Source organism: Micromonospora sp. NPDC049081 (assembly GCF_040648835.1).
Classification (GTDB): domain Bacteria; phylum Actinomycetota; class Actinomycetes; order Mycobacteriales; family Micromonosporaceae; genus Micromonospora; species Micromonospora antibiotica.
The window spans coordinates 107,906-129,304 of record NZ_JBEZEK010000006.1; the positions used below are offsets into that span (position 1 = coordinate 107,906).

Below are 21,399 nucleotides of genomic sequence, written 5' to 3' on the forward strand. Positions count from 1 at the left end.
GATCCAACACGGTCAGACAGCGAGCGCCTGGCGGACCGACCGTTCGGCGTCCCGGCCACCGTCGCCGGTGGCGGTGACCCGGCCGGACTCCAGCACGTAGTGCCGGGTCGCCACCCGTAGCGCGAAGCCGAGGTGCTGCTCCACCAGTAGCACCCGGATGCCGGCCCCGGTGGCCAGCTCGACGATCCGGTCCTGGATCTCGGCGACCACCGAGGGTTGGATGCCCTCGGTGGGTTCGTCGAGCAGCAGTAGCCGGGGCCGGGTGACCAGCGCGCGGGCGATGGCCAACTGCTGCCGCTGGCCGCCGGAGAGCAGGCCGGCCCGCCGCCGCAGCAGTGGGCGCAGCGCCGGGAACAGGTCCAGCGCCTCGGCGGTGGCGGCGGCCCCGTCACGCCGGCCGTCGGCCACCAGCCGCAGGTTCTCCGCCGCCGTCAGGTGCGGGAAGCACTGCTGGCCCTGCGGGACGTACGCCAGGCCCCGGGCGACCCGCTGGTGCGGGGCGAGCCGGGTGACGTCCTCCCCGTCGAGGGTGACCGTGCCGGCGCGGGGCCGCAGCAGCCCGACGGCGACCCGCAGCAGGGTGCTCTTGCCCGCGCCGTTGTGGCCGAGCACGGCGGCCACCCCGTCGGCGGGGACGGCCACGTCCACCCCGTGCAGCACCTCACTGCGGCCGTAGCCGGCGTGTACGCCACGCAGATCCAACATCACGCCTCCGGTGCGGTGTCGACGCCGAGGTAGACCTCCTGCACCCGGGGGTCCGCCTGGACCTGGGCGACGGTGCCCTCGCTGAGCACCTTCCCGGCGTGCAGCACGGTCACGCTGCGGGCGAAGCGCCGCAGGAAGTCCATATCGTGTTCGATGACCACCACGGTGCGATCCCGGCTGACCGTCTCCAGCAGGGCGCCGGTGGCGTCGCGTTCCTCGTGGCTCATCCCGGCGACGGGTTCGTCGAGCAGCAGCAGCCGGGCGTCGGAGACCAACAGCATGCCGATCTCCAACCACTGCTTCTGCCCGTGCGCCAACGCGCCGGCCAGCTGGTCACCCCGGTCGGTCAGCCCGATCGTCTCCAGCGCGGCGGCCACCTCGTCGGGGATCCGGTTGCGTCGTCGGGCCAACGTCCACCAGTTCCGGGTGGCACCGGCGGCGATGTCGAGGTTCTGCACCACGGTCAGTTCCTCGAAGACCGAGGCGGTCTGAAAGGTGCGGCCGATGCCGAGCCGGGCGATGCGGTGCACGTCGCGACCGAGCAGTTCCCGGTCGCCGAAGCGGGCCGAGCCGGTGGCCCGGACCAGCCCGGTCACGGCGTCGACCACTGTGGTCTTACCCGCCCCGTTCGGGCCGATCAGAAAGCGGATGTCGCCGGGCGGCACGTCGAGGTCGATCCCGTCGACGGCGGTGAAGCCGTCGAAGGTGACCCGCAGGCCGCGTACGCACAGGCCGTCGAGTTGCGGGCCGGTCATGCCGCCGACACCTCCGTCCGGTTCTCGGCCCGGTCCACCGGCCGGGTCCGCCGCCACCACCGCGCGCCGGCCGGGTCCGACCGGCGCTGCCGGGCCAGCACCCACAGCGATGCCAGGCCGCCCGGCAGGAACGCCACCACCAGCACGAACAGCAGGCCCTGCAGGTACGTCCAGGTGCCCGGGAACCGTTCCGACAGGGCCGTACGCGCCCAGGCCACCGCCACCGCGCCGAGCACCGGACCGAGCAGGGTGGCCCGGCCGCCGACCGCGACACCGATGACGAACTCGATGGACGGGACGATCCCGATCAGGGCGGGTGAGATGATCCCGACCGCCGGGACGAACAGTGCCCCGGCCAGCCCGGCCATCCCGGCGGCGATCACGTAGCCGACGAGCTTGACGCCGGCCGGGTCGTAGCCGAGGAAACGGACCCGTTCCTCACCGTCGCGGACGGCGACCAGCAACTCGCCGTAGCGGCTGCGGATCAGTTGCCGGGCCAGGGCCAGCAGCGCGAGCAGGCTGGCGGCGATGATGAAGTAGACCATCCGCTGGTTGACCGGGTCGTCCAGGTCGTACCCGAAGAAGCCCTGGATGTCGGTGAGGCCGTTGGTGCCGCCGGTGGTGCCCTGCTGGCCGACCAGCAGGATCACCATCGCGGCGGCGAGGGCCTGGCTGAGGATGGCGAAGTAGGCGCCGCGGACCCGGCGGCGGAAGACCAGCGAGCCGAGGCCGAACGCGACAGCCATCGGCAGCAGCACGGTGGCCGGCAGGGCGATCCACGGGCTGGCGAACGGCCGCCACCACAACGGCAACTCGTCGAGTTGGCCGTAGAGCTGCATGAAGTCGGGCAGTTCGCCGGGGCCGGCGTCGGCGAGCTTGAGGTGCATCGCCATCGCGTAGCCGCCGAGGCCGAAGAACACCCCCTGGCCCAGGGTGAGCATGCCGCCCCGACCCCAGGCGATGCCGATGCCGACCGCGACCATCGCCACGCACAGGTACTTGGCCAGCAGCGACAGCCGGAAGTCCGACAGGGTCAGCGGGGCGACGGCGAACAGCAGCGCCGCCCCGAGGGCGAACCCGGCGGCGGTGCGGGCCGGGCCGTCGAACCGGCGGCCCCGCCGGCCACCGGCCGGGGTGCCGGCCGCGCTGGCGGGATCGGTGCCGACCAGCGGCGCGGCGGTCATGCGAGACTCCTGGTACGCAGGGTGAACAGCCCCTGGGGCCGCCACTGGAGGAACGCCACGATCGCCACGAAGACGATCACCTTGGCGACACTGAGGGTGGTGAGGTACTCGCCGGTGGCCTGGAGCACGCCCAGCGCGAAGGCGACGATCACGCTGCCCTTGAGCTGGCCGATGCCGCCGACCACGACGACCAGGAAGGCGTCGATGATCAGGTTGGTGCCCATCGTGGGGCCGATCGGCCCGAGCAGGGTCAGCGCGACCCCGGCGACGCCGGCCAGCCCGGATCCGATGAAGAAGGTCGTCCGGTCGACCCGGGCGGTGGGGATGCCGGAGACGGCGGCGAGATCGCGGTTCTGCACCACCGCGCGGATGCGCCGCCCGAGCGGGGTGAGCCGCAGTGCCAGGGTCAGCGCCAGCACGGCGGCCAACGCGAGGGCCAGGATGAACAGCCGGTTGTTGGCGACGGTGAGCCCGCCGGGCAGAGAGATGTTGCCGGTGAGCAGCGCCGGGGCGCGGGTCTGCACGTTGGGGCTGCCGAAGACGTCGCGGGCCAGTTGCTGGAGCATCAGCGAGACGCCCCAGGTGACCAGCAGGGTGTCCAGCGGGCGGGCGTAGAGGCGGCGGATCAGCAGCACCTCCAGCAGCACGCCCATGGTGCCGGCCACCGCGAAGGCGACCGGCAGCGCCACCAGCAGCGACCAGCCGGCGGCCGTCACGGTCTGCTGCAGGACGTAGGTGGTGTAGGCGCCGGCCATGATGAACTCACCGTGCGCCATGTTGATCACGTTCATCTGGCCGAAGGTCAGCGCCAGGCCGAGGGCGATGAGCAGCAGCACCGCGCCGATGCTGATGCCGGTGAAGAGCTGACCGAAGAGGACTGTCACGTTCGCGCTCCGAAGTGGTGGGTCGGCCCGGGCGGGGGTGCCTCCCGCCCGGGCCGGGATCGGTCAGCTCAGGCCGCTCGCCCAGGGGTAGCTCTTCAGGTACGGGTCGGGCGTGATCGGCTTGCCCGAGTTCCACACCTCGGCGATCAGCCCGTCGGCGCCGACCTTGCCGATCCGGGCGGTCTTGGCGATGTGCTGGGTGGGGCCGTCCACGGTGACCAGGCCCTCCGGGGCGTCGTAGGTGATGCCACCGGAGGCGGCCCGGACCTTCTCCACCTCGAACGTGCCGGCCTTGTCGACCATCGCCTTCCACAGGTACACCGCGACGTAGGCGGCCTCCATCGGGTCGCTGGTCGGCTTGTCCGCGCCGTACTTGGCCTTGTAGGCGGCGACGAACTTCTGGTTGGCCGCGCCGGGGGTGGTCTGGTAGTAGTTCCAGGCGGTCAACTGGTCCTTGAGGTACTGGGTGCCGATCCCCTTGACCTCCTCCTCGGCGATCGACACCGACACCACGGGCATGCTCGCGGCGGTCAGCCCGGCGGAGGTGTACTCCTTGAAGAACGCCACGTTGCTGTCGCCGTTGAGGGTGTTGAACACCGCGTCGGCCTTGGCGGAGCGGACCTTGTTGACGATGGTGCCGAACTCGGTGGAACCGAGCGGGGCGTAGTCCTCGCCGAGCACGGTCATCCCGTTCGCCGCCGCGTACGCCTTAATGATCTTGTTGGCGGTACGCGGGAAGACGTAGTCGCTGCCCACCAGGTAGACCGACTTCTTGCCCTGCGCCTTGAGATAGTCCAGGCCGGGCACGATCTGCTGGTTGGTGGTGGCCCCGGTGTAGAAGATGTACGGCGACTGCTCCAGCCCCTCGTACTGCACCGGGTAGAACAGCAGCGCCTTGTTCTTCTCGAAGACCGGCTTGACCGCCTTGCGACTGGCCGACGTCCAGCAGCCGAAGACGGCGGCGACCCGGTCCTGGGAGATCAGCTTCTCGGCCTTCTCGGCGAAGGTGGGCCAGTCGGAGGCACCGTCCTCACCGACCGGGACGATCTTCTTGCCCAGCACGCCACCGGCGGCGTTGATCTCCTCGACGGCCAGCATGATGGAGTCCCGCACGGTGACCTCGCTGATGGCCATCGTGCCGGAGAGCGAGTTGAGCAGCCCGACCTTGACGGAGTCGCCGGAGACGTCGGCACTGACACCGGCGGTCGACTTCTCGTCGGAGGTCTTGCTGCCACAACCGGTGAGTGCGGCGGCGGCGATCAGGGTCATGGCGCCCGCCAGGATGCGGCGGCCCCGGAACTGTGACATTCATTCTCCCTGCGCGGAGCGAATTTCGCCGGACGATTTTCCGTGCCGACCAGCACTGGTCGGCAGACATTGGTCCAACTCGGCAATCGGTGCGGTAGCGGTGGTCGTCGGCGGTACCGCCGGGCGACGGGTGGGACGTCACCGTGGCGGTCCGCAGTGGACTTCGGGCAGCAAGAGCCTCTGCCCAATTGATTGCCGCCACGTTTCCCAGCCCTTAATTGGCTGTTTCACCAATCGATCTCGGCGCATAAGAAAAGGCCACCGCCGCAAACCGACGATGACCTCAACAGAATCCGCGAAATAGCATCCGCCACCACCGGCACAGGCACCCGACCAAAAAACCCGGCCGCACGCCCCACAATGGCAGGAATGGCGATTACTTCACGCAGGAAGCATCCTAGAGCCCCCACCCACCCCCCTGTCAACCACCACCCGACCCCCACGCCCACTCCCCCACGCCGCCCCACCCCGCATCTCCCCGGTGATCAAGAGGTTTGCGTCATCCGTCGGCCGTTTGGTGACGCAAACCTCTTGATCACTGGGGTCTGGGGGGTGGGTGAGGCCGGGGGTGGGGTGGGGTGGGGGTCAGAGTTGGGAGAGGACGGTGAAGTCGAGGCCGTCGGCCTCGGCGAGGTAGATGCGTTGGCGGACGTGGCGGTGGCGCAGGTGCAGCTCACCCCGGGGGCCGTGGTACGTGACGGCGTCCGCAGCCGCGCCGATCGCCCGTACGTCCAGGGTGCGGGCCCGGGTGATCAGGGCGGCGAGCAGCATCACGCCCTCGTAGCAGGACTCCCCCAGGCTGCCCAGCGGCGGGGCGTCCACCCCGAACCGGCGGGCGAACGCGCCGTGGAAGTCGAGGTTCTCCCGGGTGACCAGGCCGGCGAAGAACCCGGCGGTGCTGAACAACCGGCGGGTGCCGCCGACACCGCTGGCCATCAGCATGTTCTCGTCCATCAGGGTGCTCAACCGCAGGCACCGCTGGTCCAGTGCGGACCGGCCGAAGGCCCGGTTGAACCGGACGGCGTCGGCCCCGACGAGCAGCATCAGCACCGCGTCGGCCTCGGCCCGCTCGACCGCCCGCAGCACCGGCCCGAAGTCCTCGGTGCCCAACGGCAGGAAGGCCCGCCCGCACACCCGCGCCCCGTCGTCGCGGGCGTAGCGCTGGGCGGCCTGCGCGGTCCGGCGTGGCCAGACGTAGTCGTTGCCCACCACGTACCAGCGTCGTACGCCCTGCTCCCGGGCGAGCAGCCGCATCGCCGGCCGGAGCTGGGCGTCGGGTGTCTCGCTGGTCAGGAACACCCCCTCGGTACGCTCCCCGCCCTCGTACAGGGCGGTGTAGACGTACGGCACCCGGTGCGCGATCCTCGGCGCCACCGCCTGCCGGACCGACGAGATGTGCCAACCGGTCACCCCCTGCACCGCACCGGTCGACACCAGCGCCTCCACCTCGGCGGCGACCTCGGCCGGTGGCGCACCGCCGTCGACCGGCACCAGCCGCAGCTCCCGACCGAGCACCCCGCCGGCCCGGTTGACCTCCTCCACCGCCAACTGGGCGCACAGCTCACAGGTGGGGCCGAACATGCCGGCCGGGCCGCGCATCGGGAAGACCAGCGCGACACTGACCACCGACCGGTCGACGGTCAGCCAGGGGGCCGCACCGGCCGTGCCGCCCGGGCGGGACAACGGCTCCGGCAGGCCGGGGGAGCCGGGCACCGGCACGGACATGCTGACATGATTGCCGGCAACCCTGGCGGGCCACCAGACCCGACCGAAAACCGGGACGCTTCGGTAACATGGCAAGCCACCGAACGGGGAGAGACATGGCCGACGATCCCACCACGCCCGTCGACCTGATGCGCGCGCTCACCCGCGCCGAACGGCTGCTCGCCCGTCGGGTCGGTGTGGTGCTCACCGCCGAGGGGCTCACCGTCGAGGCGTGGCGGGTGCTCTGCCGACTCGCCGACGGGCAGGGTCACCCGATGAGCGAAGTATCCACCGAGGAGTCGTTGCCGCCGGGCACCCTGACGAAGATCGTCGATCAGCTCGTCGACCAGAACCTGGTACACCGCCGGATCGACCCGTTCGACCGGCGACGCATCCGGGCCTACCTGACGCCCCGGGGCCGGCGCGAACACGAACGCATCGATGCCCTCGTCCGGGCAGAGCTGGCCGGGATCATCGACGACGCGACGCTGACCGGCCAGCTCGTCGACCTCGTCGCCCGGCTCGACCCCCGCCGACTGCCGGTCCGCGCCGGCTGACCGGCAACCACGGCGGACCGACCGACTGCCGGTGCGGACCGACTGACCGGCAGCCCCACAGTCCGACTGACCGGCAGCCCCACAATCCAGCTGACCGGCGGCCGGCGCAGGTCAGCTGTCCGACGGCCGCATGAGCCAGCTGACCGACGGCCGGCGCAGGCCAGCTGACCGACGGCCGCACCAGCCAGCTGACCGGCAACCACACCGGGCCAGCTGACCGACTGCCGGCGCAGGCCGACTCCCCCGGCAACCACACGGGCTGGCTGTCCCTCCGGCCGGCTGTCACCGGCACCAGGCCGGCCGTCAGCGGCGACCGGCAGCCGTCACCCACCCCGTCTCCCCCGCCGCGTCCGGAACGCTGCCCCCGCCCCCGGCAGCGCCCTGGGCCCGGCAGCGGCAGCGGACGCGGTAGCAGCAGCGCTGACGGTCGGGGCGGCCGGAGCCGGACCGGTGGCCGTCGCCGGGGTGGGCGGGTCGATCGCCGCCACGCCGGCCGGGTCACCGGCCGGGTCGAGCAGGGTACGCAGGGTGTGGGCGTCGGGGGCGGTGGCGGTGAGCAGGGCCGCCGGACCACCGGCCAGCGGCATCCAGGCGGCGGACGCCCCGGGGCCGGTGGGCAGCACCCGACCCCGGAGCTGACCGCCGCCGTCCACGGTGGCCGGTCCCGACGCGGCGGCGGGACCGACCACCAGCAGCGAACCGGTCGCCGTCGCCCCGCCCAGCACCGCCGGCCCGGCCCAACCGGGTGCGGCCGGGCCGACCGCCAGGGACTGGCGCAGCAGCGGCCGCCCGGCGTGGTCGACCGAGGTCGCCACCACGACGTTGCCGGCGGGTTCGCCGTACCGGCCGCAGACGAGTTCCTCGCGCCAGAGCAACCGGGCCCCCTCGGCGAGGCTCACCCGGGACCCGGCGACGTGGTCGCAGCCGGCCGCCGCGACCAGCTGCTCCGGCAGCCAGTGCAGGGTGCCGCCGTCGTGCACCACCGCGTCGACCCGCATCCGGGAGACCGCCCCCGGCCGGCCGGGCAGGGCCACCGAGGCGGCGACGGTACGCACCCGCACCGCCGCCCCCGGCCCCACCTCGACGCTCAACCGCAGGTCGTCACCGGCCAGCGGGCCGGCCGCGCCGCCGACGACGTACACCGTGGGGACGCCCTCCTCGGTGGCGGCCTGGCGCAGCAGCAGCGGTGACTCGCCCCGCAGCTCGCGCAGCACCGTGCGGCCGTGACGGTCGGCCACCGCCACCACCCGGGCGACCGCGCGCATCAGGCGACGGCCAGCCGGCCACGGTGGTGGGCCAGCTCGTGACGGACCCAGTCGGCCACCCCGGTGGCCAGCGGATCGCCCACGATGGACAGGAATACCGTCGGCAGGTCCCCCCGCCGGGCGCGGGCGTCGCGGTCCATCACCGACAGGTCGGCCCGCACCAGCGGGGCCAGGTCGGTCTTGTTGATGACCAGCAGGTCGGCGGCGGTCACCCCGGGCCCACCCTTGCGGGGCACCTTGTCACCACCGGCGACGTCGACCACGAAGATCTGCCGGTCGACCAGCCCCCGGCTGAACGTGGCGGTGAGGTTGTCCCCACCGCTCTCCACCAGCACCAGGTCCAGCGGCCCGACCCCGTCGACCAGCTCGTCGATCGCGTCGAGGTTCGCGCCGATGTCGTCGCGGATCGCGGTGTGCGGGCAGCAGCCGGTCTCCACCGCCCGGATCCGCTCCGGGTCGAGCACCCCGGCCCGGCGCAGGAAGTCCGCGTCCTCGGTGGTGTAGATGTCGTTGGTCACCACGCCCAGGCGCAGCTCGTCGGCGAAGGCCCGGCACAGCGCCGCGACCAGCGCGGTCTTGCCCGACCCGACCGGTCCGCCGATGCCGACCCGCAGCGGGCGGGCGGTGGGCGGCAGCGGGGCGTGCGGGTCGACCCCCGGCTCGGGGTGGGTGTGCGGCACGGTCTCGTCGTGCGGGATCGACGCGTGCGGGGTCGGCGATACGGTTTCAGGACGCAAAGAGACGCACCTCCCAGGTGGTGTGGACTTCGGCGTGGATGTCGGTGAGCGGGGCGGCCGGGGCCGGCAGCCACTCGGGCGGATCGTCGGCGGTGGCGACCGCACGGGCCGCCGTGGCGTCGCAGTCGACGGCCAGCGCCGCCAGCACCGCGTGCACCCGGTACGGGTCGAGCCCGAGCAGCCGTACCCCCGCGCTGGCCGGGCCGGTCACCGACCCGTACGCGGCGACGGTCGCCACCGCCACCGGGTCCAGGGCGGCGGCGGCGGCGACCAGACCGAGCACCAGCGGCTGGTGCGGCCCCGGCACACCGGCGGGCAGCGCGTCGAACCCGCCGTCGGGCCAGATCTCCCGACCGGCCCGCAGCAGCGCCCGACCCTGCCGGCGGGAGACGACCCGCAGCGCCGGGGCGGCGGTACGGGCGTCCAGTTCGGCGTCCAGCCGGGCCAGCGTCGCCCGTCGGTCGGTGGCTGCGGCGGCCCGGTGCGCCGCCACCGCGAACGCGGCGGCGACCAGCCCGCCGGTGGCCAACCGGCCGCGCAGGAACCCGGCCAGGGTGGCCGGGTCGGTGACCAGCCCGGCCGCCACCGCCGCCTCCAGCCCGCCGGAGTGGGCGTGCGCCCCGGCGGGGAACCTGCCGTCGGCCAGCAGCAGCACCATGCTCGACGGGGTCATCAGAACAGGTGGTACCGCTGGGCCATGGGCAGTTCGGTGACCGGTTCCGGGTCGACCACCACCCCGTCGATGCGGACGGTGAAGGTGTCCGGGTCGACCTCGATGCGCGGCAACGCGCCGTTGCACGGCAGGTCCGCCTTGCCCCGTGAGCGCACGTCGGCCACCGGGACCAGCGGGCGGCGCACGTCCAGCCGCAGGCCCGCCTCCAGCGCGGCCGGCGCGACGAACGCCACGCTGGTCGCGGCCGGCACCACGCCGTACGCGCCGAACATCGGCCTCGGCAGCATCGGCTGTGGGGTGGGGATGGACGCGTTCGCGTCGCCCATCTGCGCGTACGCGATCATCCCGCCCTTGATCACCAGGTGTGGCCGGACCCCGAAGAACGCCGGGTCCCAGAGCACCAGGTCGGCGAGCTTGCCCGGTTCCACCGAGCCGATCTCCCGTTCCAGCCCGTTGGCCATCGCCGCGCAGATGGTGTATTTCGCTACGTAGCGGCGGGCCCGGTGGTTGTCGGCCGGGCCGTCACCGGGCAGCGCGCCCACCCGCCGCTTCATCACGTGCGCGCTCTGCCAGGTCCGGGTGATCACCTCGCCGACCCGGCCCATCGCCTGCGAGTCCGAGCCGATGATGGAGATCGCCCCGAGGTCGTGCAGCAGGTCCTCGGCGGCCATCGTGGACGGCCGGATCCGGCTCTCGGCGAACGCCAGGTCCTCCGGCACCGACGGGTTGAGGTGGTGGCAGACCATCAGCATGTCGAGGTGCTCGGCGAGGGTGTTGCGGGTGTACGGCCGGGTCGGGTTCGTCGACGACGGCAGCACGTTCGGCTCCCCGGCCACCGTGATGATGTCCGGCGCGTGCCCACCCCCCGCCCCCTCGGTGTGGTACGAGTGGATCGCCCGGCCGGCGATGGCGCGCAGCGTGTCCGCCACGAACCCGGCCTCGTTGAGGGTGTCGGTGTGGATGGACACCTGCACCCCGGACGCGTCGGCCACCCGCAGGCAGGCGTCGATCGCCGCCGGGGTGGTCCCCCAGTCCTCGTGCAGCTTGAACCCACCCGCCCCGGCCCGCAACTGCTCCCACAGCGCCTCGGTGGAGACCGTGTTGCCCTTGCCCAGCAGCAGCACGTTCACCGGGAAGGCGTCCAGCGCCTCGTGCATCCGGGCCAGGTGCCAGGCGTTCGGGGTGACCGTGGTGGCCCGGGTGCCCTCGGCCGGGCCGGTGCCCCCGCCGACCAGGGTGGTGATGCCCGAGGTGAGCGCCTCGGTGACGATCTGCGGGCAGATGAAGTGCACGTGGGTGTCCACCGCCCCGGCGGTGAGGATGCGCCCGTTGCCGGCGATCACCTCGGTCGACGGGCCGATCACCAGGTCCGGGTGCACCCCGGGCATGGTGTCCGGGTTGCCCGCCCGCCCCAACGCCACGATCCGCCCGTCGCGCAGCCCGACGTCGGCCTTCACCACCCCCCAGTGGTCCAGCACCACCGCGCCGGTGATCACCGTGTCCAGGGCGCCCTCGGCCCGGGTGGCCCGGGACTGGCCCATCGACTCGCGGATCACCTTGCCGCCGCCGAACACCGCCTCGTCGCCGCCGACGCAGTGGTCGACCTCCACCTCGATCAGCAGGTCGGTGTCGGCCAGCCGGATGCGGTCGCCGGTGGTCGGGCCGTACAGGTCGGCGTAGCGTCGCCGGTCCACCGCGCTCATCGTCCCGCCTCCGCGTCGCGCGGGCCGGACCCGTCGGCATCCGGCCCCGGGTCGAGGGGGCCGGCGACCTCGCCGCGCAGCCCCGGCACGACCCGGGCCCCGCCCAGCGGCACCAGGTCGACGGTGCGGCTGACGCCCGGCTCGAACCGCACCGACGTCCCCGCCGGCACGGCGAGCCGCTGCCCGTACGCGGCGGCGCGGTCGAAGCGCAGGCCCGGGTTGGTCTCGGCGAAGTGGTAGTGCGAGCCGACCTGGATCGGCCGGTCGGCGGTGTTGACCACCAGCAGGGTGGTCACCGGGCGACCCGCGTTGATCTCGACCGGCCCGTCGCCGGGCAGGATCTCCCCGGGGATCACGGGATCGGGTGGTGCACCGTCACCAACTTGGTGCCGTCCGGGAACGTCGCCTCCACCTGCACCTCCCCCAGCATCTCGGGGATTCCGTCGAGCACGTCGTCGCGGGTGAGCACGGTCCGGCCGGCGGCCATGAGGTCGGTGACCGTCCGGCCGTCCCGGGCGCCCTCGAGGAGGAACGCGGTGATCATGGCGACGGCCTCGGGATAGTTGAGGCGCAGTCCGCGCTCGCGTCGTCGTCGGGCGACGTCCGCAGCGACGTGGACGAGCAGGCGGTCCTGCTCGTGGGGCGTGAGGAACACGGGATCTCCCGGGCGGCTCGGCGTGTTTCCCACCGTACCGACTCCGAACGCGACAAAGGGCGCAGACCGGCGAGGGGGCGGGACGACACACGGGACCGCCGCCGGCACCGGGCAGGTCCTCCCGGGGCCCCACCGGCCCCGGCCCGCCACAGGGCCGCTCGGCGGTGGTGGTTGGGAAGGACCGCACCGCCAACCGCTGGACCGACCGTAGAGGATCACCCCGGGCCCTGGCAACGCCCAGGGCCCGACCAGCCGGGCTCAGGTGGCCGGGGTGACCGCCGCCAGCCACTGCTGGGCCAGCACCGCGTGACCGGACGGGGTCAGGTGCACCCCGTCGTCGGTCCACACCCGGTCGTCGACCTCGGCGCGGTGGAACACCGCCTCCACCGCGACCAGCGTCGCGTCGAACTCGGCGGCCAGCTTGCGCACCGCGTCGACCTTCGGGTCCAGGTCGTCACGCCAGCGCCGCTGGAGGTCGTCGACCGGGATGAGGAAGGGTTCCATCAGCACCAGCCGGACGTCGGGCAGCGCCTGCCGGGTGCTGGCGAGCAGGTGCCGGTAGTCGGTGGAGAACTCCTCGACGGTGGTCACCTCGCCGCTGCTGTACCGCCGCCAGGTGTCGTTGATCCCGATCAGCACCGACACCACCTGCGGGGCCAACGCCAGGCAGTCGTCCGCCCAGCGGGACCGCAGGTCGCGTACCCGGTCACCGCCGACGCCCCGGTTGCGGAAGGTCACCCGGTGGCCCGGATACCGGGCGGTGAACCAGGCGGCGGCCATCATCGCCCAGCCCGTCCCCAGGTCGGCCTCGTCGGCGCGGTCGCGCCCGGCGTCGGTGATGCTGTCGCCGATGAACAGCACCCGGCCACCACGCGGCATCTCCAGCGTCATCGCGTCCGCTCCCCTGTCGTCGTCGGACGCCATCATCCCCCGGGGTCCGCCCCGGACACCACCCGGGAAATCGACGTCGTGGTGGTGTCCGTCGCCTGTCGTCGCCGACCGACCCGCTACAGTGATGGTCCGCATTCGACGTCCCCCGGGATGTCGCAGGCGAGCGTCAAGCAGTGGCGCGGTCCCCGGTTCGTCCCGGCGGAGCCGCACCCACGGCCGCCGGCACGGACCGATCGTCACGCGCCGCCGGCCCGACCGGCAGGTTCGCGCCGGTTCGCAAGGACGTCAGACGCCATGCCACAGTCCCCGCTCGACCTCACCGAGGCCATCCTCCGGTTGGGGTCCATCCGCCACGACGAGATGGGCCTCGACGCCGTCCTGACCCGGATCACCGAGGTCGCCCGGGACAGCATCCCGGGTACGACGGAGACCTCGGTGACCCTGGTGCACGGCACCGAGGCGAAGACCGCCGCCCACACCGGTGACCTCGCCCGCCGGCTCGACCAGTGGCAGTACGAACAGGGTCGCGGCCCGTGCCTGGACGCGGCCACCACCGGCACCGTGCTGATCGTCACCGACATGACCCGGGAGCCGCGCTGGCCGGAGTGGGCGACCCGGGCCCACGCGTCAGGGGTGTCCTCGGCGATGTCGATCGGTCTGCCGATCCAGGAGGCGGTGGTCGGCGCCCTCAACCTCTACGCCACCCGACCGGACGCCTTCAGCAGGGTGGCCGAGCCGGCCCGGGCACTCGCCGGACACGCCGCGGTGGCCCTGGCCAACGCCCACCTGTACGACAGCACCGCCACCCTGGCCGGGCAGATGCAGGAGGCGATGCGCAACCGGGCGGTCATCGAGCAGGCCAAGGGCATCATCATGGGTCAACGCCGGTGCACGGCCGACGAGGCGTTCGCGATGCTGGCCCGGGTCTCCCAGAATTCCAACCGCAAGCTGCGCGACGTGGCGGAGGCCCTGGTGCAGCAGGTCGTCCGGCCGGTGCCCGGTCAACCCACCGCCGCCGACCGCTGAGCCACGCCGGTTCAGCGACTGCCGGCGGTGGCCCTGCCGACCAGTGCGGCGGCGACGTCGCGCAGCCGACGGTTGGTGTCCTGGGAGAGCTTGGTGAGAATGCCGAAGGCCTCGTCGGCCGTGCACCGGCGTTGACCCATGATGATGCCCTTGGCCTGCTCGATGACCGCCCGGCTCTCCATCGCCGCCCGCATCTGTTCGGCCAGGGTGGTGGCGCTGGAGTAGAGGTGGGCGTTGGCCAGGGCCACCGCGGCGTACGCGGCGAAGGTCCGGGCCAGCTCGACCGTGTCGGCGTCGAACGCGCGGGGGGTCGTCCCGTAGAGGTTGAGGGCGCCGACCACCGCCTCCTGGATCGGCAGGCCGACGGCGAGCGTGCTGCCGACACCCGCGTCGGCGGCCCGGGCCGCCCAGGCCGGCCACCGTTCCTCGGTGGCGGTGTCGGCCACGACGAGGGTGTCGCCGGTGACGGCGGCGTCCAGGCACGGCCCGTGGGCCTGCCGGTACTGCCACTCGTCGAGCAGCAGCGCGACGTCGCCGGTGACGGCGATGCTGTGCGGCACAGCGCCGCGCAGCAGGGTCACCGAGACCTCGTGGGCCCCCCGTAGGCTGCGCCCCGCCAGGTCGGCGATCAGCTGCAACACCTCGTCCACGCCGACCTCGTCGAGTCGGATCCGGCCGAGTTCGGCCAACGCGTCGTGCGGGTCCAGGGAGAGTGGTGTCATCGCGCGGCTCCTTCCCGGCTGGGGCGGGGACGCGGGACGGCGTCAACGGCTCGCCCCCGGCTGCGCGTCGCCCCCGGCGGCAGGTCGGCACCCTGGCCGTTCACCGGCCCGCCCGGCGGGGCACGACAACCGCACCATACCCGCCGTCGGCGCGCACCGCCCGGCGACGCGGCAGCCGTCGCGGAGGTGACCGGGTCACCCCAGGTAGGCCGGCGGCACCGCGTCGGTGAGCCACACGCCGTTGGCGCTGCGGTAGAAGGTGTGCCCGTCGCGGGCCATCGCCGCCGCGTCGACGGTCAGTACCACCACCGCGCCACCCCGGCGGGCCCCGACCCGCCGGGCCGTCGCCACGTCCGACGACAGGTGTACGTGGTGTCGGCCGCCCCGGTGCAGTCCGGTGGCCCGGATCGAGCCGAGTGCGACGGCCCCGGTGCCGTGGAAGAGCCGCGGCGGCGGCGGTTCGGCGGTCAGCCCCAGGTCCACCGGGTACGAGTGGCCCTGGCTGGCCCGGATCCGTTCGGTCCCGTCGGCGTCCCGGGTCACCGCGAAGCGCTGCTTGTCGTTGCCCGTGACCACCACGTCGAGGTCGGCCCGGTCGATCCGCAGGGCCGCCAGCAGGTCGACCACGGACACCCAGCCGCCCGGGTCGGGGGTGAGGCCGAACCGGGCGGGCTGGTGGCGCAGGGCGAGCGACACCCGCTTGCTGACCCGCACCAGCGTCTGGTGATCCATGGCGAGCATTGTCGGGTGGGGCGGGGGCGACGTTCCACCGGTTATCCCCGCGCCGCCCGCCCCGGGGTGTCGCCGGGGCGGACGCGCGGGTCGGGTCAGCGGGCGGCGCGGAGCGCCTCGGTGAGGCTGGTGGGCCGGCGGCCGAGCAGCTTCTCCAGGTCGTCCACGGGCACGTACAGCGCACCCTGGGCGATGCCCCGGTCGGCGTCGGCCAGGGTGGCGGCGTACGGCTCGGGCAGCCCGGCGGAGACGAGCAGGTCGGTGTACGCCGGCACCGGCAGGTCGGTGTAGCGGACGTCGTGTCCACTCTGGCGGGACACCTCGGCGGCCAGTTCGGTCATGGTGAACGCCTCACCGCCCAGCTCGTAGACCTGACCGGCGTGTCCCTCGGTGGTGAGCACCTCGGCGGCGGCCTCGGCGTAGTCGGCGCGGGTGGCGGCGCTGACCCGGCCGTCACCCGCGGAACCGGCGACCCCGTGGGCCAGGTAGCCGTCGAGTTGGCCGGTGTAGTTCTCCAGGTACCAGCTGTTGCGCAGCAGCACGTACGGCAGGCCGGAGGCGCGCAACTCCTCCTCGGTGGCCCGGTGCTCGGCGGCGAGCAGCAGGTCGGAGGTGTCGGCGTGGGCGATGCTGGTGTAGACGACCAGGCCGACACCGGCCCCGCGGGCAGCGTCGATGACGTTGTGGTGCTGGGGCAGCCGCTGGCCGACCTCGCTGCCGGAGACGAACATCAGCTTCTCGGCGTCGGCGAAGGCGGCGCGGAGCGAGTCGGGGTCGGTGTAGTCGGCCGGCCGGACCTCGACCCCCCGGTCGGCGAGGTCGGTGAGCCGGCCGGTGTCCCGCCCCAGCGCCACGATCTTCCCGGCGGGTACGCCCCGGCGCAGCAGGGATTCGACGATCAGGCGACCCAGGTGGCCGGTGGCTCCGGTGACGACGATGGACATGGCGTTCTCCTTCGGGTGGCTACTTCAGTCGTACTGGCAAACACCCAGCTGCTTGGCGATACTTCCCATCGGAGAGTAGGCACCTTGAAGTTTGTGACGCACTGATGGAGAGTAAGCAGATGCGACCCGACCCGTTCCAGCGCAACTGCGGCAGCCGGCAGGTCATCGACCGGATCGGCGACCGGTGGAGCGTGCTGGTCGTGCTGACCCTCGCCGACGGCGACCGGCGCTACGGCGAGCTGGCCGAACACATCGACGGGATCAGCCAGAAGATGCTCACCCAGACCCTTCGCGGGCTGGAGCGCGACGGCCTGGTCACCCGGACGGTGCACGCCAGCGTCCCGCCCCGGGTCGACTACGCCCTCACCGACCTGGGCCGCAGCCTGCTCGACCTGGTCTCCGGACTGGAGTCCTGGGCCACCACCCACCTCGCCGAGGTGCAGGCGGCCCGGGTCCGCTACGACGCCGACCTGCCCCACCGCGCGCCCACCGGCACCACGCGACCCACCCGTCTCACCCGTCCCGCCCGGCGGTAAGGAGCGGACGTGAGGGCCGTCATAACGGGTGGACGATCGCCCGGTCCCGGCTGCTAGCCTTCGGGCAGGTCATGAGCGCCAGCGTCAAGCCCCGGCTCGCTGGCCGGCAACCCTCCGCCACGGTGGGGTGCTCCGGGTGAGGACCAGGCACCGGTAGACCACCGGTGCAAGCGTGGCCTGGTTTCCCCAGGTCAACTCCGACCCCGGGAGAACCCATGTCCGCACCCGCCCCGCCCACCGACGGCGTCGCCCCCGTGTCCCGGGCCGGCGTCCGGAGCAGCGGCGTCCGGCTGGTCAGACGGCGACACGTCGACCTGATGCGGGTCCACAGCGACTCCTGTCGCCCCCGGTAGTCGACCCCCTCTTCCCGTACCACCTCAGCGGCGTGCCCGGCGGGCACCCCGTCGGCGACGCGCGCCCGCCGTCGCCCGATCAACTCTGGAGACACCCGTGCGCTTCCTCCCTGCCCTGCCCACGACCCGGCGGCCCCGGCCCGCCCTCACCAGGGCCGCCGCGCTCGGCGTCGCCGCCCTGCTCGCCGCCACCGCGCTGACCGCCTGCGGCGGCGACTCCGCCGACCCGGCCGACAACCCGTACGGCCTGCTCCAGCCGGGGGTGCTGCGCGCCGGCACGCTCACCGACGCCCCACCGAACGTCTACCTCAAGGACGGCACCTTCACCGGCTTCGACAACGACCTGCTCGTCGCGGCCGCCGGCAAGGTGGGGCTGAAGGTCGAGTTCGTCGGCACCGACTTCTCGGCACTGCTCTCCCAGGTCAACAACCGCAAGTTCGACATCGGCAGCTCCTCGATCACCATCACCGAGGCCCGGAAGAAGACCGTCGACTTCGGCAACGGCTACGACTTCGGCTACTTCGGCCTCGACGTGCCCGCCGGCTCCCCGCTGACCGGCTTCGACCAGCTCGCCGGCAAGCGGGTGGTGGTCGTGCAGGGCACCGTGCAGGACGACTACGCCACCTCGCGCAAGCTCGACCCGGTGCGGGTGCCCGACTACAACGGGGCGGTCAACCAGCTCAAGGCCGGCACCGCCGACGCCTGGATCGCCCCCGCCGAGATCGGCGAGAAGTCGGCCGCCGACAGCAACGGCAAGATCACGGTGGCGGCCACGGAGTTGAGCCCGACCCCCACCGCGTACGCCTTCGCCAAGGGCAACGACGCGCTGCGCGAGGCGCTGAACAAGGGCCTCGACGAGGTCATCGCCGACGGCACCTGGACCCGGCTCCAGCAGCAGTACTACCCGGGCCGGCCGATCCCCGCCGGCTTCACCCCCGGCAGCGGCACCGTCGCCGCCCCCGGCGCGGCGACGCCGTCGGCGTCGGCCACCTCCTGACGGTACGACCAGACCAGCGAGCGGGGCGGTAGGAGAACACGATGGATCCGTTGAGCACCCTGTGGGAGACCTTCTTCGACGGGGACTCCATGCGCGAGGCGCTGCCCGAGATGCTGACCGTCGGGCTGCCCAACACGCTGATCCTGGCGGTCTCCGCCGCCCTGCTCGGCTCGGTGCTCGGCATGGCGCTGGCCGTGGCGGGCCTCTCCCGTACCCGGTGGTTGCGCTGGCCGGCCCGGGTCTACACCGACGTGTTCCGGGGCCTGCCGGCCGCCGCCACCATCCTGCTGATCGGCGTCGGCCTGGCCCCGCTCGGCATGCAGGTGTGGGGTCCCAACCCCTACCCGCTGGGCATCCTGGCGCTGTCGCTGATCGCCGCCGCGTACATCGGGGAGATCTTCCGCTCCGGCATCCAGAGCGTGGAGGCGGCGCAGCTGGAGGGGGCCCGAGCGCTGGGCTTCTCCTGGGGTGAGGCGATGCGCCTGGTCATCGTCCCGCAAGGGGTACGCCGGGTGCTGCCGGCCTGGGTCAATCAGCTGATCGCGCTGATCAAGGACTCCAGCCTGGTCTACTTCCTCGGCCTGCTGGCCAGCCAGCGGGAGTTGTTCCGGATCGGGCAGGACTACGCGGCCAACACCGGCAACCAGTCGGCGCTGCTGCTGGCCGGCCTGTGCTACCTGCTGCTGACCGTGCCGCTGACGCACGCCGTCAACGCCATCGACCGCCGGTTGCGCCGGGGCCGGACGGTCACCGTCGACCCCGACGACGACGGCGGGCTGGCCCTGGCCGGCGAGACCGCCCTACCGCAACCGCGTACCCCCCGGGAGGACCCCCGATGACCGCCGGCACCGCGACCACCACCTCGGTCAGCCTCGCCGTCCGCGACGTGCACCTGGCCTTCGGGGCCAACCGGGTGCTGCGCGGCGTCGACCTGGACGTCGCCCGGGGCGCGACGGCCTGCGTCATCGGACCGTCCGGTTCCGGCAAGTCCACCCTGCTGCGCACCGTCAACCGGCTGATCGAGCCGGACGCCGGTGACGTCCTGCTCGACGGGCGCAGCGTGCTGCGCGACGACCCGGACGCCCTGCGGCAGCGGATCGGCATGGTCTTCCAGCAGTTCAACCTGTTTCCGCACATGACCGTGCTGCGCAACATCACCCTGGCGTTGCGCCGGCTCAAGAAGCTGCCCGAGGACGAGGCGGTCGCGCTGGCCCGGACCCAGTTGGCGCTGGTCGGCCTCGCCGGCAAGGCCGACTCCCGGCCCGCCCACCTCTCCGGCGGTCAGCAGCAGCGGGTCGCCATCGCCCGGGCGCTGGCCCTGCAACCTGAGGTGATGCTCTTCGACGAGGCCACCTCGGCGCTCGACCCGGAGCTGGTCAAGGGGGTGCTCGGGGTGATGGCCGAGCTGTCCGCCGGGGGCATGACGATGGTGGTGGTCACCCACGAGATGGGCTTCGCCCGCTCGGTCGCCGACACCGTCGCGTTCATGGACCACGGGGTGGTGCTGGAGGCCGGCGCACCGGAGGCGGTCTTCGAGACGCCGCAGCACCCCCGGCTGCGCCGCTTCCTGTCCCAGGTGCTCTGAGCCCGCCGGGGCCGGACGGGCGACGCCGCTCCCGGCAGGGCGGGAGCGGCGTCGGGTGGTGCGGATGACCTGACGCTCAGGTCATGTCGTCGTAGCGGCGGTCGATCGGTTTGGGTGGGGCCACCGGCTCGGAGGCGTGCACCGGCTCGGACAACTCCAGCTCCGGCGTGGCCACCACCGGGTCGTCGTCCAACTCCAACGGCGACACCTCGTCGTCGCTCAGCCCCGCGTAGGACTCCTTACGCCGCCCCTTGCGCCGGTCGTTGATGAAGGCCACCCCGACCGCGGCGAAGTAGAGCGCGCAGAGGCAGATCGCCAACGCGGTCATGCCGAACGGGTCGGGGGTGGGCGTCACCACGGCGGAGAAGGCGAAGAACACGAAGACCGCAACCCGCCACCAGCTCAGCAACTTGCGGGCGCTGGCCAACCCGACGAAGTTGAGCATCAGCACCACCAGCGGGAACTCGAACGCCACCCCGAACAACAGGATCAGGTTGGTGACGAACGAGATGTAGCGGGTGACCTCCAGGGTGGTGGAGATGTCGCCACCGGAGATGTCGAGCAGGAACTCCAGGCCCTTGGTGGTGACGAAGAAGGCCAACACCGCGCCGGCCGCGAACAACGGCGCGGCGAGCGTCGTGAAGATGTACGCGTACCGCCGCTCGTGCCGGTGCAGACCCGGCGCGATGAACGCCCAGAGCTGGTAGAGCCAGACCGGTGCCGCGATGATCAACCCGACCCAGAGGCCGATCTTCAGATTGAGCAGGAAGACATCGGCAACGCCGAGCTGGACGAACTTACACAGCCCGGTATCCGGGTCCCTCGCCTGAGGCAGGTCGCAGTACGGCTTCGAGAGCAGCACCCGGACCGGCGTCGCCAGCCAGATGCCGAAGCCGAAGCCGACCAGGATCGCCAGCGAGGCGCGGAACAGCCGGTTCCGCAGCTCGCGGACATGCTCCATCAGGGTCATGGAACCGTCGGAGGCCCGTTCGAAGGTGCTGGGGCCGCGTTTACGGAGCGCGAAGGCCACGGTGGTGGGGCCCTTCGGTCAGTTGTCGCGGACGCGCTGCACCGGGTCGACCGGCGGGGCGACCGGCTGCTGCGGAGCCTGCTGCGGGGCGTACTGCGGCTGGGCGTACTGCTGCTGGGGCTGCGGCGCGTACGGCTGCTGCTGCACGGGCTGCTGCTGGGGCGGCAGCGGCTGGTAGCCGGCCTGCGCGTCGGCCTTCTCGGCCAGGTCGCGGTCGTCGTCGGCCAGGCTCTTGGTCTCCGCCTTGATGATCCGCAACGAACGGCCGAGCGAGCGGGCCGCGTCGGGAAGCCGCTTCGCGCCGAAGAGCAGGATCAGCACAACCACGAGTACGGCGATGTGCCACGGCTTGAGGGCACCCATGGGAAGCTCCAGTCGCTCTGTGTCGAAGGGTGGGGTCGCTGCCCATCGTACGTGCGAGACGGGCTGCTGCCACCCGCCGGGCCACCGCTG

24 protein-coding genes and 1 riboswitch are annotated in these 21,399 nt (G+C 72.8%); of the genes, 6 read left to right on the forward strand and 18 right to left on the reverse strand.

Translation table 11 applies throughout. The features are described from left to right. Nucleotides 1-12 precede the first annotated feature (12 nt). The 6 genes from urtE to AB0B63_RS11945 all read right to left on the reverse strand — a co-directional run bounded on the left by urtE (nucleotide 13) and on the right by AB0B63_RS11945 (nucleotide 6,561). On the reverse strand, nucleotides 13-705 hold the full coding sequence (urtE, locus tag AB0B63_RS11920) for an urea ABC transporter ATP-binding subunit UrtE (RefSeq protein WP_208566106.1): 693 nt from the start codon (nucleotides 703-705) through the stop codon (nucleotides 13-15). Next, nucleotides 705-1,460: an urea ABC transporter ATP-binding protein UrtD gene (urtD, locus tag AB0B63_RS11925; protein ID WP_208566107.1), complete on the reverse strand. Its 756-nt coding sequence runs from the start codon at nucleotides 1,458-1,460 to the stop codon at nucleotides 705-707. Before urtD ends, urtE begins: the two co-directional genes overlap by 1 nt. Further along, nucleotides 1,457-2,644 carry an urea ABC transporter permease subunit UrtC gene (gene urtC / locus AB0B63_RS11930; RefSeq protein WP_219461649.1) on the reverse strand — a complete coding sequence of 396 codons (1,188 nt, stop codon included), beginning with the start codon at nucleotides 2,642-2,644 and terminating at the stop codon, nucleotides 1,457-1,459. The genes urtD and urtC overlap by 4 nt, the downstream gene beginning before the upstream one ends. Continuing rightward, entirely contained in the window at nucleotides 2,641-3,528 is an 888-nt protein-coding gene (gene urtB, locus AB0B63_RS11935) for an urea ABC transporter permease subunit UrtB (RefSeq protein ID WP_208566109.1), read from the reverse strand. Before urtB ends, urtC begins: the two co-directional genes overlap by 4 nt. 63 nt (nucleotides 3,529-3,591) lie before the next feature. Then, the gene (gene urtA / locus AB0B63_RS11940) at nucleotides 3,592-4,836 is read right to left on the reverse strand and encodes an urea ABC transporter substrate-binding protein (protein WP_208566110.1); all 1,245 of its coding nucleotides are present in this window, start codon (nucleotides 4,834-4,836) and stop codon (nucleotides 3,592-3,594) included. Nucleotides 4,837-5,421: 585 nt separating this feature from the next. Then, entirely contained in the window at nucleotides 5,422-6,561 is a 1,140-nt protein-coding gene (locus AB0B63_RS11945; RefSeq protein WP_208566111.1) for a substrate-binding domain-containing protein, read from the reverse strand. A gap of 95 nt (nucleotides 6,562-6,656) precedes the next feature. Here AB0B63_RS11945 and AB0B63_RS11950 point away from each other — a divergent pair, with 95 nt between their 5' ends. Then, nucleotides 6,657-7,097 (forward strand): MarR family transcriptional regulator, encoded by a 441-nt coding sequence (locus tag AB0B63_RS11950; protein WP_357017342.1) that lies wholly within the window; start codon nucleotides 6,657-6,659, stop codon nucleotides 7,095-7,097. A 323-nt stretch (nucleotides 7,098-7,420) separates the two neighbouring features. Here AB0B63_RS11950 and AB0B63_RS11955 read toward each other — a convergent pair whose 3' ends face one another. The 7 genes from AB0B63_RS11955 to AB0B63_RS11985 all read right to left on the reverse strand — a co-directional run bounded on the left by AB0B63_RS11955 (nucleotide 7,421) and on the right by AB0B63_RS11985 (nucleotide 13,021). Next, nucleotides 7,421-8,362 carry an urease accessory protein UreD gene (locus AB0B63_RS11955; RefSeq protein WP_357017345.1) on the reverse strand — a complete coding sequence of 314 codons (942 nt, stop codon included), beginning with the start codon at nucleotides 8,360-8,362 and terminating at the stop codon, nucleotides 7,421-7,423. Further along, a complete protein-coding gene (gene ureG / locus AB0B63_RS11960; RefSeq protein WP_208566114.1) occupies nucleotides 8,362-9,099 on the reverse strand; it encodes an urease accessory protein UreG in 738 nt (245 codons plus the stop codon). Before ureG ends, AB0B63_RS11955 begins: the two co-directional genes overlap by 1 nt. Then, nucleotides 9,089-9,772, reverse strand: a complete 684-nt coding sequence (locus AB0B63_RS11965; protein WP_357017349.1) for an urease accessory UreF family protein — start codon at nucleotides 9,770-9,772, stop codon at nucleotides 9,089-9,091. The genes ureG and AB0B63_RS11965 overlap by 11 nt, the downstream gene beginning before the upstream one ends. Further along, entirely contained in the window at nucleotides 9,772-11,475 is a 1,704-nt protein-coding gene (locus AB0B63_RS11970) for an urease subunit alpha (RefSeq protein WP_357017352.1), read from the reverse strand. Before AB0B63_RS11970 ends, AB0B63_RS11965 begins: the two co-directional genes overlap by 1 nt. Then, nucleotides 11,472-11,831 carry an urease subunit beta gene (locus AB0B63_RS11975; protein ID WP_357017355.1) on the reverse strand — a complete coding sequence of 120 codons (360 nt, stop codon included), beginning with the start codon at nucleotides 11,829-11,831 and terminating at the stop codon, nucleotides 11,472-11,474. Before AB0B63_RS11975 ends, AB0B63_RS11970 begins: the two co-directional genes overlap by 4 nt. Beyond that, nucleotides 11,828-12,130, reverse strand: a complete 303-nt coding sequence (locus AB0B63_RS11980; RefSeq protein ID WP_208566118.1) for an urease subunit gamma — start codon at nucleotides 12,128-12,130, stop codon at nucleotides 11,828-11,830. Before AB0B63_RS11980 ends, AB0B63_RS11975 begins: the two co-directional genes overlap by 4 nt. Nucleotides 12,131-12,388: 258 nt before the next feature. After that, nucleotides 12,389-13,021, reverse strand: a complete 633-nt coding sequence (locus AB0B63_RS11985; RefSeq protein ID WP_357017358.1) for an SGNH/GDSL hydrolase family protein — start codon at nucleotides 13,019-13,021, stop codon at nucleotides 12,389-12,391. Between the two features lie 294 nt (nucleotides 13,022-13,315). Between AB0B63_RS11985 and AB0B63_RS11990 the strand changes: the two genes are divergently transcribed. After that, nucleotides 13,316-14,047 (forward strand): GAF and ANTAR domain-containing protein, encoded by a 732-nt coding sequence (locus tag AB0B63_RS11990; protein WP_357017361.1) that lies wholly within the window; start codon nucleotides 13,316-13,318, stop codon nucleotides 14,045-14,047. Between the two features lie 11 nt (nucleotides 14,048-14,058). Here AB0B63_RS11990 and AB0B63_RS11995 read toward each other — a convergent pair whose 3' ends face one another. The 3 genes from AB0B63_RS11995 to AB0B63_RS12005 form a co-directional block, all read right to left on the reverse strand. Further along, nucleotides 14,059-14,769 carry a GAF and ANTAR domain-containing protein gene (locus tag AB0B63_RS11995; protein WP_357017364.1) on the reverse strand — a complete coding sequence of 237 codons (711 nt, stop codon included), beginning with the start codon at nucleotides 14,767-14,769 and terminating at the stop codon, nucleotides 14,059-14,061. A gap of 195 nt (nucleotides 14,770-14,964) precedes the next feature. Then, nucleotides 14,965-15,501 (reverse strand): RNA 2'-phosphotransferase, encoded by a 537-nt coding sequence (locus AB0B63_RS12000; protein ID WP_357017367.1) that lies wholly within the window; start codon nucleotides 15,499-15,501, stop codon nucleotides 14,965-14,967. Between the two features lie 95 nt (nucleotides 15,502-15,596). Further along, a complete protein-coding gene (locus AB0B63_RS12005) occupies nucleotides 15,597-16,445 on the reverse strand; it encodes an SDR family oxidoreductase (RefSeq protein ID WP_357017370.1) in 849 nt (282 codons plus the stop codon). A 119-nt stretch (nucleotides 16,446-16,564) separates the two neighbouring features. Between AB0B63_RS12005 and AB0B63_RS12010 the strand changes: the two genes are divergently transcribed. The 4 genes from AB0B63_RS12010 to AB0B63_RS12025 all read left to right on the forward strand — a co-directional run bounded on the left by AB0B63_RS12010 (nucleotide 16,565) and on the right by AB0B63_RS12025 (nucleotide 19,916). Continuing rightward, a complete protein-coding gene (locus AB0B63_RS12010; RefSeq protein WP_357017373.1) occupies nucleotides 16,565-16,981 on the forward strand; it encodes a helix-turn-helix domain-containing protein in 417 nt (138 codons plus the stop codon). A gap of 67 nt (nucleotides 16,982-17,048) precedes the next feature. Continuing rightward, nucleotides 17,049-17,160: riboswitch (SAM riboswitch) on the forward strand. Between the two features lie 271 nt (nucleotides 17,161-17,431). Further along, nucleotides 17,432-18,331, forward strand: coding sequence for an ABC transporter substrate-binding protein (locus tag AB0B63_RS12015; RefSeq protein WP_307799058.1), 900 nt, complete (start codon nucleotides 17,432-17,434; stop codon nucleotides 18,329-18,331). Between the two features lie 41 nt (nucleotides 18,332-18,372). Next, complete coding sequence (locus AB0B63_RS12020) at nucleotides 18,373-19,170, forward strand: amino acid ABC transporter permease (protein ID WP_208566125.1); 798 nt, start codon at nucleotides 18,373-18,375, stop codon at nucleotides 19,168-19,170. Further along, nucleotides 19,167-19,916, forward strand: a complete 750-nt coding sequence (locus AB0B63_RS12025; protein ID WP_208566126.1) for an amino acid ABC transporter ATP-binding protein — start codon at nucleotides 19,167-19,169, stop codon at nucleotides 19,914-19,916. Before AB0B63_RS12020 ends, AB0B63_RS12025 begins: the two co-directional genes overlap by 4 nt. Before the next feature lie 76 nt (nucleotides 19,917-19,992). On the opposite strand, the gene tatC is transcribed toward AB0B63_RS12025, so the two are convergent. After that, a complete protein-coding gene (tatC, locus tag AB0B63_RS12030) occupies nucleotides 19,993-20,946 on the reverse strand; it encodes a twin-arginine translocase subunit TatC (RefSeq protein ID WP_208566127.1) in 954 nt (317 codons plus the stop codon). A gap of 18 nt (nucleotides 20,947-20,964) precedes the next feature. After that, the gene (gene tatA / locus AB0B63_RS12035) at nucleotides 20,965-21,309 is read right to left on the reverse strand and encodes a Sec-independent protein translocase subunit TatA (protein WP_208566128.1); all 345 of its coding nucleotides are present in this window, start codon (nucleotides 21,307-21,309) and stop codon (nucleotides 20,965-20,967) included. Nucleotides 21,310-21,399: the final 90 nt, after the last annotated feature.